We start from the raw sequence: 13048 nt of genomic DNA, 5'->3' as shown, positions 1-13048 counted from the left end.
CTTTTGGGGTGCGGTTCATTTTAGCAGTCCTTGTTTTAGAACATGGGCGTTTTGAGCTCCGATGGCCACAATCAACCCAAATGACACCCAAAATCCATGAAAAATATGCGTAAACATCATCCTTTCCCAGTCAGCACAAAAAAACCGCCCAAAAGGACGGTTTTTCAAATAATGGCGGAAGCTGAGAGATTCGAACTCTCGGTGGGCTATGAACCCACGCCGGTTTTCAAGACCGGTGCATTCAACCGCTCTGCCAAGCTTCCATGGGTGCGTATTATAGCTAAATTTTTAAATAATGCAAGCCTTTTTTGTAAATTTTTTAAAAATATTTTTAAAGTAGCAAGCATTCAGCCTTAGAAAAATATTTTTGGTTCACGTCTGGGCGTGCTAATCTCTTCTAAGCTAATCTCATCAGCTGTACGGCAGTTGTCCTGTGGGCGAAAAATGTCTCGTGCCAACGCCACCATCTCATAAATCGTCCGCCGTGAATGCACCCAGTTATTACTCCAATCCGTCCAATCAGGGGCGATGGCAAGGGGGGCGATGATGGGGGCGGTGGCAATGCTAGCCCTTGCAAATTGTCGCCTTGCTCGTGCCATGTGGTAGCGGTCGGTGATGAGATAGACGCTTTTGGGCAGTTCGTGATGGCTCATGAGTTTGGCGGTAAAGGTGGCATTCTCGCAGGTGTTCATGCTGGCGTTGTCGCTCACGATGACCGCTTCGGGGTGGACGGTTTTTATGTGTTCTCGTAGCCACGGCGACTCAGCTCCGCTTGTGATGATGGGCAGGGGCGTTTGTGCGTACAATGTAATGACAGTATCAGCACGGCTTTGGCTATAATGATTTAGCACAATCACGCCATCTTTTTTGGTAAGTCCGCCCCCCAGTACCGTCATGGCGGTGGGATTGTGGGCGGTGTCTAGGGTAATTTTGCTAAACACATCAAGGGCAAATACCCCCACATTGGCAAAAATGGGCGTAAAAATAGATACGGCAGTCAGTCCACCGACCACTACTGCCGTCTTGACCGTCCGCCAAATCCACCGCCCTATGCTCATCAGTCCACCCACACAGGCTCACGCGCCAAGGTTATGCCAAACTTGTCCTGCACGGCACGCACGATAAATTCCTGAGCCGTGCGAATGTCGTCTTGTGTGGCGGTGTATTGGGCGTGGTTGGTTAGCACAAGGGCTTGCTTGTCGTGTGTCAAAATCGGAGCGACCCCCTTGCCCTTTAAGCCTGCCTTGTCAATGAGCCACCCTGCGGGGATTTTGATAACATCGTCATTGATAGGATAGCTTGGCAAATCGGCAAATTGTTCTTTTAGGGCGGTAAACTCGCTCATTGGGATAATCGGATTTTGAAAAAACGACCCGCAATTTGCCAAAACGGTAGGGTTTGGCAATTTACTGTTGCGAATGTCAATGACCGCATAAAACACGTCAATGGGGTGGGGGGTGTCTCGTCCGTTTTTGTTGGCAAGCTCTTGTGCCAAACTTGCCAAATCGCCATAATTGGTTAGGGTTTTTGGGTGTTTGTGAAGCGTGAATACCACATGGCTAATCAAATACCGCCCTGCATTGTCCTTAAAAAAACTGTGGCGATAATCAAACTTGCAAGCGGTGTTGTCAAACTCGCATTTTTGACCGTCCGTCAAATCGTAAGCGATGACTTTTGTAATAAAATCAGAGACTTGCACGCCATAGGCTCCAATATTTTGTACAGGACACGCCCCCGCAAGCCCCGGAATCAGGGCAAGATTTTCAAGCCCAAAATAGCCCTTGTCTAGGCAAGTTTTGATAAAATCGTGCCAATTTTCTCCGCAAGCGACTTGCAACGTTACACGCTCATTATCTTCTTGCAAAATCTCAATGCCTTGTATCTTGGGCAATAAAACAAGGGCGTTTAGCACACTTGGCAAAATCACGTTACTGCCGTAGGATAGCACAAACAGCGGTAAATCGTGGCGTTTGGCAAAGGCTATGGCGGTCGTGATGTCATCGCCAAGCGTGTCAATGTCGTCCAAAATCATCGCATGGCGAGCGGTGCAGGACAGTGCCATGGTGTTGTTGTGCGATAGGTCGTGATTATTTAGAATGTTAGCCATGTTATTTTTCGCTTTGCCAAAGGTCTAGCCACGCACGGCTGACACGTTCGATATACCCAAACATCGTCCGAAAGTCGCTCACATCGCCATAATACGGGTCGGCAACTTCTTGTTTGGTGAACTTGTCAAATAGCACAACTTGGGCGGTGGCATCGGACGGCATCACCTTTTTGATATTGGCTAAGTTGTTGTTATCCATCGCAAAAATCACATCAAAGTCATAAAAATCCTGCGTGGTAAGCTGTCTTGCTCTAAGGGAAGTTAAGTCAAAATCAAGCGTACTGCCAACGTCTATCGCTCGTGGGTCAGGCTTTTCGCCCACATGATGATTGCCCGTACCTGCCGAGTCAAAATGGATACGAAGCCCTTGATTTTTGGTAAGTTTTGTCATGACGGCTTCGGCAGACGGACTTCGGCAAATATTGCCAAGACAAACAAAAAGAACAGATTTTGGGTAGTCATGATGATAGCCATTGTAATAGATGGTTGCTTAGATGGTTATTTGGATGAGCCGAGATAATCACTGGACATGAGTGGTGTTACAAGTTATTTTATCACAAATTACAGATGACCCATAGAACACCTGCAATTTGTATTTATTCTACTTTATACTCATTGAATGTGGGTTGGGTTTGTGTGATTGATGAGTAAGCTGGGATAAACGTGAGTTGTTTTGTTGTTTATTTCATCTTTACTTCATGGCTATCAATGTCTTTGGCTGTCATCAACATCTCATCAAGTCCATCAATCTGCAATGTCCGAACAGGAAAAGGAATGTTGATATTCTCCTCATCAAAGACATATTTGATGCGTTCTAACAGATCACAGTGTACCACCCACCAGTTATCATTATCGGTCCACAGATACAGGATAAGGTTCACCGAACTGTCAGCAAGTTCCGTTACACGCACAATGGGTTTGGGGTCTTTTAATACCAATTCATGCTCATCTGCAACTTGTATCATAAGATGGCGTGCGGTCTTGATATCGCTGTCATAACCGATACCCACAGCCACCTCCACACGGCGGTTAGGTAAAGATGAATAGTTGGTGCTTGCTGATGTCATGATGTCGCCGTTAGGGATGATGACCTCATGGTTATTGGGCGTTCGTATGCGAGTGCTTACCAAGGTAATCTCTTGAACAGTGCCTGTATGCCCTCCAATCTCCACATAGTCGCCACGGCGAAAAGGGTGAAATACCACAATCAGCACACCTGCCGCTAAGTTTGATACCTGATCTTTTAAGGACACACCAATGGCGACAGTCATGGCACCAAGTACCGCCACAAAAGAGGTGGTGCTAATACCAAGCTGGTTTAGCGATGCCAAAGTAACCGCTGCCAACATGACCCCATAGAGCAGATTACCCAAGAAGCTAACTGCTGTTGCATCTATTGAACCACGTACCATGGCATGTTTGGCAAGATTGACAATACGTTTACCAATCCATTTACCCACATAAAATATGATGATGGCAAGCATGGCCTTGATGGCAAATTCAGCAGAGTTGGCGATGAGCGTGCGAGTATCCACCGTAATACCGAGCAATTCTAGGGTATAATCACTGGCGGTCTCTACGGTTTTGGTCGTACCCGTAACAACCTCTCGGGTAGTCTCCGCCACCATCTCGCCTGTTTTTGATGCGGTGCTTTCTAGGCGTTCGGCGGACTGTTCGGCACTATTTTTCAGTTCGTCAAGAATCGGATCGGGGGTTTGTTTTGTCATAATTTAGAGTTTATCAAAATTGTGTTAATTGGTTACTTCAATTTTATCACTATATCGCCATGTACGAATGATTCTAATCTCGCTAAGCTTACCCATCTCTTCATCAAAATGACCATAAGGAGCAGATTGACGAACCGATTGCTTGGCAGCTTCGTCTAATATGGCAGAACCTGACGATTCAAGCAGACGAATCGCTTTGACATAACCATCGGGTGAGATAATCACCATCAAACGAACATCGCCCATGATATTATTGCGACGTGCTTCATTAGGATAATATTGATTGGCGATACGCTCAACATGGCGACGAAAATTTTCCAAATATCCTGCCGCAACCCCATGTGTGGTTGCATTGCTATTAACCGTGTGAATGTTGGATTTGGATGAAAAAACTTGCTGTTTTTGAGACAGTTGAGCTTCAAGTGTACGAATTTTTTTACGAATACGTTCTTCTTGGGACTCCAAATCGTTTTGATTTTTTTTGGTATTGTTGTCATTTTGGTTGTTTACATAGCGGACAGACAGTGTGGTACGTAGATAATTTTCTTGGTAGGCCTCTTGACGGCTTTGTTTTTGCAAGTTAATAATGTCTTGGGTCTCCTCCATGTCATCACTGACATCAGGACTGATCATGGTTGTTTCTTGGCGTAACTGCTGACGCACCTCTCCGCCACCCTCTTGACTGGCATTTGCCACAAAACGTGCTTCTTTGTTTTTCTCTTTATTATCACTTAAAACCGTCGCCACTTCTTGTGCCATCTCATTGGGCAACACATCTGCATTAAAACTCACCCCAAAAATCACAAAGACATGTACCGCCACTGCAATAACGGTCGCCATGGGAATGTCTGGATTTTTATCTTGTAGAATATGGCTTAGAAAATCAGGCAAGCTAGGCACAGGTTTTCTCTTAAATCAAAATGGTTGATATTCTATCTTAATTTGATAAAATTAACAAGTTGGCGATGGGCATTTTTTCATCTTAAATTCTTAAATCTTGTCCAATAACGAATAAAAAAGATGACAAAACTAAAAAATCCTGTTATAATTGTTAGGTATTGGTGACGTGGCTGAGCGGTTGAAAGCGCACGCCTGGAAAGTGTGTATACGTTAATAGCGTATCGAGAGTTCGAATCTCTCCGTCACCGCCATATTGTAAGCCCTGAATCTCATCAGGGCTTTTTACTCATCTGTGTCGCATCTAGCAGTTTGGCATCTGCCAGTTCTAGCTTATGAATGTATCTTTCAAACCAAAATGGAACAAATGGCAAAACAGAAGCCACAAGTCCGATGACAAAAACTTTTAATGACCAGCCCTTTACCTGACACGCCAAAAGTAGCAGCACAATAAACAACACAAACATCACCCCATGGAACATGCCTGCATATAATACCAAAAATGGCTTGCCCATCATGTACTTTAAAGGCATGGCAATCCCCAAAAGCAGGATGAAGGATACCCCCTCCAAAAAACTCACCAAACGCAATAGCTTTGTCATGATTTTTCCTGATTTAAAAAGCGTTATTCATCAATAATAAAATAAAACAAATGATAAAACAAAACAAATGATAAAACAAAACACCGAACGAGCGGTGTTTTGTGTTGGTATCTTACAACTTAGGGCGTGCCTTATTGTGCAGTACAGCTTACCTCAGCTGTGCCGTGTACGCCTGGATAACTAAATATTGCCATGTCGCCTTTTTCATGCCATTCGCCACCATGACCGAAGATGCCAGTATTTGACACATAACGTGAGCCTGACCCTCTCGTTGCAGCATTTAGAGTAGTGGTCGCACCTTGCAAAGTCAGTTCAACTTGGTTGTCATTGGGATAGTATAAAGATGGGGTCATGCCGTTATCGCACGAGAAAACCTTGGAAAATGGTTGATAATCTGGCAAAACAACCGCTGATGTGGCAGTTTGGTTAAGTGTTTTGGCATTGTTACAGCCTGTTAGTGTAAGAGCAACAGCCGTTAGTACTAATGCAAGTTTTTTCATGACAGCTCCTTAGAAGCGTGGTTAAAATAAAAAAGAAAATTAAAAATTAATTCAACCATTGTACGCAAAAATTGGATAAAATACAAGGTAATATTGTTGCAATTATTTCTCTTTTATTGATAGCAGTTTAATTTGTGTTTTATCTGTATCTAATTCAAAATATTTACTGTCGATGGCTTTGATAATTTCTTGAATATTTTGATAGCCAAAAATTCTAGGATTCAAATCTGGGTTTCTTTTAGCAATCTCAATTGCTAAAAGATTGATAGAAGTCCACTCATTTAAACCACGATAATCTATTATCACATCATGAACGATTTTTAGCACCTTGGCGAAACTGGGTTTTTTCCTTACAAATTTTTGTGAACCTTCTAGTTTTATCTCAAACAAATCTAATGCCTGCAATAATCCTGATAGTTTGGCACGCCTATAAGTTCTTGTATCAAAATCAGGCTTAATGGTTGCCAAGTGATTGCCTAGCGTAGATAAATTTGCCCAACCATCATCATCCGCAACATCTTTGATGGATTTATAAATAAGTTGCAAAGTTGGCTCGTCTACCTCAACTTGTTGATTAGGCATGGTTGTTGGTTTTTGATTAATATCACTAGACGATTGTTTAGTGCTGTCTTTTGGCGGTGTATTTGCGTTGTCTGCTGTTTTATTTTTTTTATCAGTAGTGATGAATTTTCCTTATTATCGAGTATTTCATTGGTATCATTTTCCACATAGTTTTGAGTTAGATTTTCTATATAAATAAATTTGTCGCACGCATTGATAAAAGCACTTGGTGTTTGGGTTTTGCCAAATCCATAAACCGTCAAGCCACTTTCACGAATACGACTGGCAAGCGGAGTAAAATCACTGTCGCTTGATATAATACAAAAGCCATCTAATTGATTGCCATACAGCAAATCCATGGCATTGATGATAAGCATCATGTCCGTGGCATCTTTGCCTTTGGTGTAGGCAAACTGCTGAATGGGTGTAATGGCATGCGATAGCGAAACATCACGCCAAACGTGTAGGCGATTGGTTGGCTTGCCGTTTTCATTAATCTCGCTACTCCAATCGCCATAGACACGCTTGACGATTGGCACGCCATATTTGGCAATCTCTTGTAGTACAAGCCCTATGGTCTTGTGAGATGTATTATCTGCATCAATGAGTACCGCCAACTTTTTCATATCACTCACTCACCCAAGCCCCATCTCTCCACACCAACGCAAACTTGGTCGCCTTACCGTCCTTTTCTGAGCCAACATATTGCTCGGCATTTTTGCGAGACCAACGTAATATGGTCGGATTGCCGTCATTGTCAGCTGTGGGGGCGGATAGTAGATAGTGGAATTTGGGATCAAGCTCGCCTTGTATGGCTTGCAATTCTGCCACTTTGGGCGGACGAGTTTCACGGATTTTGGGGAACTTGCTCGCTGCCAAAAACAGCCCAGCCGCTCCTTCTCGCAAGATATAATGGTCATCAAACCGTACTGAACGTAAATGTGGCATTAAAATGGGCGTCATGCGTGGCGGTGCAGGTTGTCCGTCTTTTTGGACTTTACGGGTGTTGTCGCATTTTTGGCAAGCAAAATACGCCCCAAACCGCCCCGTTTTTAGCTCCATTTGCCCATCGCATTTGTCGCAGTCAATGGTTGGTGCGTCATTGCCTTTGTGGGTTTCAAACACGCCTTTTTCTAGCAAATACCCATCGCAATCGGGGTTATTACCACAAACGTGCAATTTTAACCCACCGTCCACGATATAGCCGTCCATTGCCGTGTGGCATTTTGGGCAACGCTTTTTTTCTAATAACGACAAAATCTCGTCCGACTCATCGTCTGCCGTCTGATTGGCAAAGGCTTCTACCGCCATGAGATTTTTTGTGCCTTTACAGCGTTCTTTTGGCGGTAAGTTATAGCCTGTACAGCCCAAAAACACGCCCGTACCGCCTGTACGAATCTGCATGGGGCGACCGCACAAATCGCAATGCACATCAGGGACATCGGTGGGGTCGTTGGGTTTCATGCCGTCTTTGGCTTTGGCGGTTTCTAATTTGCCCTTAAAATCGCCATAAAATTCATCCAGCACTGCCTTATAATCCACATCGCCCTCTGCCACATGGTCAAGTTTGTTTTCCAAATTGGCGGTAAAAGTGTAATCCATTAAATCAGGGAAACTGCCTGTCAAGCGGTCGGTTACAATGTCGCCCATTTTTTCGGCAAATAGGCGTTTGTTTTCGGTGCGGACATAGCCACGCTCTTGAATGGTGGAGATGATAGACGCATAGGTAGACGGTCGCCCAATGCCACGTTTTTCAAGCTCTTTGACAAGGCTGGCTTCGGTATAACGAGCTGGCGGTTTGGTAAAATGCTGGCTTGGGATAATCTCGTTTACCGTCAAGCTCTCGCCCACGTTGACATCGGGCAGTAGCACATCATCGCTTTTGGCAGGGGGCTGGGCTTTGGTGTAGCCGTCAAACGTCATGACACGCCCTTTTGCCTTTAATTCCACATTGCCAGACGATACGGTCAAGGTCATGGATAGGTACTGGGCAGGGGGCATTTGACACGCCACAAACTGTCGCCAAATCAGCTCATAAAGCCTTTGGGCATCTCGCTCCATGTCTTTTAGATGAGCGGACAAGACTGCCACATCAGACGGACGAATGGCTTCGTGGGCTTCTTGGGCGTTTTGTTTATTACCATAGACGTTGGGATTTTTTGGCAGGTATTGACTGCCGTAATTAGTTTCAATGTACGTTCGTACACTTGATAAAGCGTCCGCACTCAAAAACGTGCTGTCGGTACGCATATAAGTGATATAGCCTGCTTCGTACAGGCGTTGGGCGAGCATCATCGTTTTTTTGACGTTAAAGCCAAGGCGTGTGCTTGCCGACTGCTGTAAGGTGGACGTGATAAAGGGAGCGGACGGCTTGGACTGGGTGGGCTTTTGCTCACGGTCGGACACGATAAAGGGGTTATTATTTAAAATATCAACGACCGCCATAGCTTCTTTCTCATTGGCAAGGCTTAACTCTTTGCCATTTTGGCGGACGGCTTCTAGATAAATGTTTTCTTTTGAACTGCTTAATGTATCGGCATGAATTTGCCAATATTCGGTGGGCGTAAAGGCACGAATCTCACGCTCTTTTTCTACGACAAGGCGAGTGGCAACCGACTGCACACGCCCTGCCGACAAGCCACGAGCGACCTTTGCCCACAGTAGGGGCGACACCATAAAACCAACCACACGGTCAAGAAAACGGCGAGCTTGTTGGGCGTTTACACGGTCGTAATTTAAGCTACTGGGGTGCTTAAAGGCTTCGGTAATGGCGGATTTGGTAATCTCGTTAAACACCACACGGCTGTATTTGCTGTCCGCTCCGCCGATGACTTCCTTTAAATGCCACGCAATCGCCTCTCCCTCACGGTCTAGGTCCGTTGCCAGATAAATGGTATCAGCCTCTTTGGCAAGGGCTTTTAACTCTTTGATGACTTTGGTTTTGTTGGGCAAAATCTCATAATGAGCCTGCCAGCCATTTTCAGGATTGACCCCCATACGGCGAACCAGAGCGTTATACGCCTTTTGCTCACGAGACAGTCCCGACTCGTCCGCTTTTTCGGCTTTGCCCGTCCCCGACACAGGCAAATCACGCACATGACCCACGCTAGAACGCACGATATAGCCCGAGCCTAGATATTTGTTAATGGTTTTGGCTTTGGCAGGGGATTCCACGATAACTAGGGCTTTGCCTTTGCCCGACACAGGGGTGTCCGCCATGTCGTCTTTGGCGGTTTTGGTCGTTTTTTTGGTGGGTGCTTTTGTGGCTTTGACGGTATTTTTGGTGCGTGTGCTGGGTTTTTTGGGAAGTGCCATGAGTTGCCTATTTATCTTATAATGTTAAAATGTTCACTTTATAAGGGGGCTTTGGCATTTTGTCAATAGTTTAGTAAAATATTTTAACAATTTTATACACAAGTGGTCGCTTAGTGGGGCGATTTTGGGGCATTGATATTTTGCACGCTTTGTAAAAAAGTTTTGAGTGCGAGCAAATCCTGCTCCATGATTGCCATCGCTTGCTCGTCTTTGATGGCAAAACTTTTGGCGTATTTTTCATCATGCCAGTAGATGGTTACGCTGTTGGCTTTGGTGGTCAGTCCTTGGATATAGGACAGTAGCGACTCGGGGGGCATGCCCACACTGACGGGCACGCCATCTTCGTTTTGCCAGTCGCCCCCCGTCCACAGCAGGCGTTTGGCAGGCAACTGCCAGCTGTCATCGATGACGGTGTACTGGGCTATCATGCCGTGATTACCTACCTGTTTGTCCTGTCTGCTCTCTTTGTGCTGTTTTAACCAATCGGGCATGGCAACCAGTTTGGGGTGCAAGTCTATCTTGCGGGCAAACATTCGCATGTCTCCCACTCGCACTTCACTCATCTTTGGCTTTAAGCCCATGATGTTGCCAAGCACAAACAGCACGGCAACGATGACGACAATGACCCCGATACTCACAACTGGCTACTTATTTTACTTATTTCTTAGCTTTGGCACTAAGTTCAATCAAGCGTTGCATGCCTGCAATCAGCTCTTCGTCATTAAACGGCTTATAAATAAAGCCCCTTGCCCCGACTTGCAAGGCTTGTAGTGCCGTCATACGGTCAGAGAGTGCCGAGACAACCAAAATACTCACGCCCGTTCCTTTGCCCACGATACGCTTGATGCATTCAAGTCCATCCATCTGTGGCATGGTCAAGTCCATGGTAATAAAATCAGGACGAAATTCATCAAATTTTAATACGGCATCCACGCCATTATTGGCGGTCGCCACAATCTCAATACTACTACCCTCAAAACAACGCTCAATGCGGTTACGAATAATATTAGAATCATCAACAATCATCAGACGATAAGCCATTCTTTACTCCAAAATCTAAAAATCACAAACAGACCTGGGGCGTGTCCGCCTTTGGTATTTGCAATGAAAAATGAGAAAAATCGCACGTTTTTCAAGGAAAAAGTGAAGTTTGATAGTCATTCTATCAAACAAGCTTTTGACGATGAAAAACAAGATTTAGCCATTTTTCATGCAAAAATTGATTTGAATTATAAAATTCTCATTAAATTTTAATAAAATGTTATCAAAGGCAGGCACGCCCCACTCAGGTCTGTTTTTATTTATATTACTGTGCATCAAAGTTGATGACAATCTTTGTATTTAGCCCTGGCTGACTCTCGACATTGATTTTACCATTAACTTCTTTGACCCACTCACGCACGATGTCCATGCCCACACCACGCCCACTGTCTTCATCGACACCATTGGCAGTTGAGACACCTGAGCGGAACATGATAGCGTATAGACGACTGTCGGGCAAGCTTGATGCTTGTTCGGCACTCATAAGATTCATCTCAATGGCTTTTTGACGCAGTTTTTGTAAATCCACGCCTGCCCCGTCATCGATAATACTCATACGTAGCTGATTGCCATATTTTAGGAGCATTAGCGTGATTTGCCCCACCTCGCTTTTGCCCACCAAAATACGCTGTTCTGGGCGTTCGATACCATGAGCGATGGCATTTTTAAGTAGCTGAATGCCGACATCTTGGCAGAACTTTTTGAGCTTATCAGTCATCTGAATATCTTCAAAACCTGTTAAGTTTACCTTAACTTTTTTGCCTTGACGTTCGGCGATTTGCTGAGCATAATCACCAAAGTAGCTTTGCCAATCTAGCGAATGACTACTTGGGGCGACAGTGACAGATTTGTCATCTGTCTGCGTCATCACACTTTGTACGCTTTGCCCGACATCATCTTTGTCTATTTCTTTTGCCACACGGCTAATTCGTTGCAAGAGTTTTTCTACAAATTGGTTCAAATCCAAAATGTCATTTAGAATAATCGTAAAGCCCAAAAAGTCCTGACCTGAGACCGTGCTTTGATTGCGAATTAGCACCAGATTCTCTTCGCCTTGCTCGGCAAGATGCACAAAGCTACCCATCTTAATGGCAGATGCTTCGCCTTTTAGACTGTGCATTTTTCTAAATAGGGCTTGGGCTTTGTTATGTAGCTGACCTTCAACTCTTAGAATCTCGTTCATCTCACTCACACGCTCATAAGTGTTATTGATGAATTGATTTAGTACGTTGATACGACGTTTAGGATGTGTCCAATCATCTCAATCTGACGGTCATGCTGCGCCTTTTCACTCTCCAAAGTTTTTTCAAGTAATACCGAGTCGGTCACATCAACAACGCTCACAAAGATTTCTTCGACTTCATCGTTGTCGCTCTCTTGAACACGCAAGAAGCTAAACGACAGGTATTTGACCACCGTATCTCCCTGCTCGTTCATGACGTTTACTTTGATTTGTCGTAGTGGGTTCAAATCCCCAATCAACTCTGATACCACCCAAGGATTATAAAGCTGTTCAACAAACAGCTTGGTTGCTTCAATATCATCACGCCCTACCATGCCTTGCAACAGCTCGGTCAAGGTAATGCCTGCAATGTCCTTACGCCTCAAGATGACTTCTAGATTCTTAGAGTGAGCATCCGAGATGACAAAGTTTTTGTCAATCAAGAACAAACCCTCTTGTACCGTGCCTAGGATGTTGGTCGTCTGGCGACGGGCAATTTGTAGGTTACGGTCAGATGCGGTCAGTTTTTTCAAGAAATAAAACACAAACCAAATAAAATACAGACCTGCCAGCACAAAGCCCGCCATCATCACGTTTCTGGCAAGTGCTGTCCATTCCAAGCCTCTGACTGTTTGATTGTCCCACACCACCGACACCGGACCATAAACTTTTTCGTCAAACTCATCAAAAATATGTCTTGCCACAGGATTGATGTCCGCTTGGCCATCTAGCACAGGATTTAGACGCTGTTTATAATCCATCCACCATGCTTTTAATTCATTAAATGCTTGGACATCCTCAGGGTGCGTGAGCACTTCGACAGGCACCGTTCTGTCTTCAACTTGGTACTCACCGCCTGTCTCATAAAGACGCATGTACTCATCAACCGCATCCACACTTTTTCTTAGTGCTGCCACTGCCTCGGGTCTCTCTTCATCAGTCGCAACTTGCAATCGCTGGGTCAATAAGTTGACATTATAATACTCATCACTTAGATAACCAAAGATATCAAAGAAGTTAGAGATTTTGTTAACTTGTTGGTTGGCATGATAGTTAAACCGTTCCAAAAAACCTAC

The 13048-nt window shown here is 44.6% G+C and carries 12 protein-coding genes, 2 tRNA genes and 4 pseudogenes; 2 read left to right on the top strand and 16 right to left on the bottom strand.

The genetic code is table 11. The features are described from left to right. Positions 1-24 precede the first annotated feature (24 nt). The 7 genes and pseudogenes from B5J94_RS14745 to B5J94_RS06225 all read right to left on the bottom strand — a co-directional run. Positions 25-117 (bottom strand): annotated as a pseudogene (locus tag B5J94_RS14745) (amino acid transporter); the annotation flags it as partial. 55 nt (positions 118-172) lie between these two features. Beyond that, positions 173-263 (bottom strand) — tRNA-Ser (locus B5J94_RS06250). Between the two features lie 90 nt (positions 264-353). After that, positions 354-1058 carry a YdcF family protein gene (locus tag B5J94_RS06245; RefSeq protein ID WP_062499480.1) on the bottom strand — a complete coding sequence of 235 codons (705 nt, stop codon included), beginning with the start codon at positions 1056-1058 and terminating at the stop codon, positions 354-356. Next, on the bottom strand, positions 1058-2107 hold the full coding sequence (murB, locus tag B5J94_RS06240) for a UDP-N-acetylmuramate dehydrogenase (RefSeq protein ID WP_062499482.1): 1050 nt from the start codon (positions 2105-2107) through the stop codon (positions 1058-1060). The genes B5J94_RS06245 and murB overlap by 1 nt, the downstream gene beginning before the upstream one ends. 1 nt (position 2108) lies before the next feature. Then, complete coding sequence (locus B5J94_RS06235; RefSeq protein ID WP_079364004.1) at positions 2109-2591, bottom strand: low molecular weight protein-tyrosine-phosphatase; 483 nt, start codon at positions 2589-2591, stop codon at positions 2109-2111. Positions 2592-2787: 196 nt separating this feature from the next. Then, on the bottom strand, positions 2788-3834 hold the full coding sequence (locus tag B5J94_RS06230; protein ID WP_079364003.1) for a mechanosensitive ion channel family protein: 1047 nt from the start codon (positions 3832-3834) through the stop codon (positions 2788-2790). A 24-nt stretch (positions 3835-3858) separates the two neighbouring features. Continuing rightward, positions 3859-4734: an energy transducer TonB gene (locus tag B5J94_RS06225; protein WP_062499486.1), complete on the bottom strand. Its 876-nt coding sequence runs from the start codon at positions 4732-4734 to the stop codon at positions 3859-3861. 160 nt (positions 4735-4894) lie between these two features. Between B5J94_RS06225 and B5J94_RS06220 the strand changes: the two genes are divergently transcribed. After that, a tRNA-Ser gene (locus B5J94_RS06220) sits at positions 4895-4985 on the top strand. 21 nt (positions 4986-5006) lie between these two features. Here B5J94_RS06220 and B5J94_RS06215 read toward each other — a convergent pair. The 7 genes and pseudogenes from B5J94_RS06215 to B5J94_RS06190 all read right to left on the bottom strand — a co-directional run bounded on the left by B5J94_RS06215 (position 5007) and on the right by B5J94_RS06190 (position 10750). Then, positions 5007-5333 (bottom strand): DUF3817 domain-containing protein, encoded by a 327-nt coding sequence (locus B5J94_RS06215; protein ID WP_062499488.1) that lies wholly within the window; start codon positions 5331-5333, stop codon positions 5007-5009. A gap of 131 nt (positions 5334-5464) precedes the next feature. Then, positions 5465-5833, bottom strand: a complete 369-nt coding sequence (locus B5J94_RS06210) for an MliC family protein (RefSeq protein WP_062499490.1) — start codon at positions 5831-5833, stop codon at positions 5465-5467. Between the two features lie 102 nt (positions 5834-5935). Then, positions 5936-6094, bottom strand: a pseudogene (locus tag B5J94_RS14740) (hypothetical protein); the annotation flags it as partial. A gap of 84 nt (positions 6095-6178) precedes the next feature. Next, positions 6179-7020: pseudogene (locus tag B5J94_RS14345) on the bottom strand (NYN domain-containing protein); the annotation flags it as partial. A 1-nt stretch (position 7021) separates the two neighbouring features. Beyond that, complete coding sequence (topA, locus tag B5J94_RS06200; protein ID WP_079364002.1) at positions 7022-9709, bottom strand: type I DNA topoisomerase; 2688 nt, start codon at positions 9707-9709, stop codon at positions 7022-7024. A gap of 110 nt (positions 9710-9819) precedes the next feature. Further along, positions 9820-10347, bottom strand: coding sequence for a hypothetical protein (locus tag B5J94_RS06195; RefSeq protein WP_062499492.1), 528 nt, complete (start codon positions 10345-10347; stop codon positions 9820-9822). A gap of 19 nt (positions 10348-10366) precedes the next feature. Then, complete coding sequence (locus B5J94_RS06190) at positions 10367-10750, bottom strand: response regulator (RefSeq protein ID WP_029103167.1); 384 nt, start codon at positions 10748-10750, stop codon at positions 10367-10369. Between the two features lie 63 nt (positions 10751-10813). Here B5J94_RS06190 and B5J94_RS14340 point away from each other — a divergent pair, with 63 nt between their 5' ends. After that, a complete protein-coding gene (locus B5J94_RS14340; protein ID WP_169838807.1) occupies positions 10814-10963 on the top strand; it encodes a hypothetical protein in 150 nt (49 codons plus the stop codon). Positions 10964-11015: 52 nt separating this feature from the next. Here the strand turns inward: B5J94_RS14340 and B5J94_RS06185 are convergent, their stop codons facing one another. Together B5J94_RS06185 and B5J94_RS14145 are read right to left on the bottom strand one after the other, a co-directional pair. Next, positions 11016-11933: an ATP-binding protein gene (locus B5J94_RS06185; protein WP_062501596.1), complete on the bottom strand. Its 918-nt coding sequence runs from the start codon at positions 11931-11933 to the stop codon at positions 11016-11018. 38 nt (positions 11934-11971) lie between these two features. After that, a pseudogene (locus B5J94_RS14145) lies at positions 11972-13048 on the bottom strand (hypothetical protein); the annotation flags it as partial.

Origin of the sequence: Moraxella lacunata, from assembly GCF_002027545.1 — a bacterium.
GTDB lineage: Bacteria > Pseudomonadota > Gammaproteobacteria > Pseudomonadales > Moraxellaceae > Moraxella > Moraxella lacunata.
This window is presented reverse-complemented; position numbering and strand designations above follow the sequence as displayed.

What these genes read in the sequence shown, in the direction of transcription:
- B5J94_RS06245 (WP_062499480.1), bottom strand. Translation starts at nt 1,058, where the DNA reads ATGAGCATAGGGCGGTGGATTTGGCGGACGGTCAAGACGGCAGTAGTG.
- B5J94_RS06230 (WP_079364003.1), bottom strand. Translation starts at nt 3,834, where the DNA reads ATGACAAAACAAACCCCCGATCCGATTCTTGACGAACTGAAAAATAGT.
- B5J94_RS06190 (WP_029103167.1), bottom strand. Translation starts at nt 10,750, where the DNA reads ATGGCTTATCGTCTGATGATTGTTGATGATTCTAATATTATTCGTAAC.
- B5J94_RS14340 (WP_169838807.1), top strand. Translation starts at nt 10,814, where the DNA reads ATGAAAAATGAGAAAAATCGCACGTTTTTCAAGGAAAAAGTGAAGTTT.
- B5J94_RS06210 (WP_062499490.1), bottom strand. Translation starts at nt 5,833, where the DNA reads ATGAAAAAACTTGCATTAGTACTAACGGCTGTTGCTCTTACACTAACA.
- B5J94_RS06185 (WP_062501596.1), bottom strand. Translation starts at nt 11,933, where the DNA reads ATGAACGAGATTCTAAGAGTTGAAGGTCAGCTACATAACAAAGCCCAA.
- B5J94_RS06215 (WP_062499488.1), bottom strand. Translation starts at nt 5,333, where the DNA reads ATGACAAAGCTATTGCGTTTGGTGAGTTTTTTGGAGGGGGTATCCTTC.
- topA (WP_079364002.1), bottom strand. Translation starts at nt 9,709, where the DNA reads ATGGCACTTCCCAAAAAACCCAGCACACGCACCAAAAATACCGTCAAA.
- murB (WP_062499482.1), bottom strand. Translation starts at nt 2,107, where the DNA reads ATGGCTAACATTCTAAATAATCACGACCTATCGCACAACAACACCATG.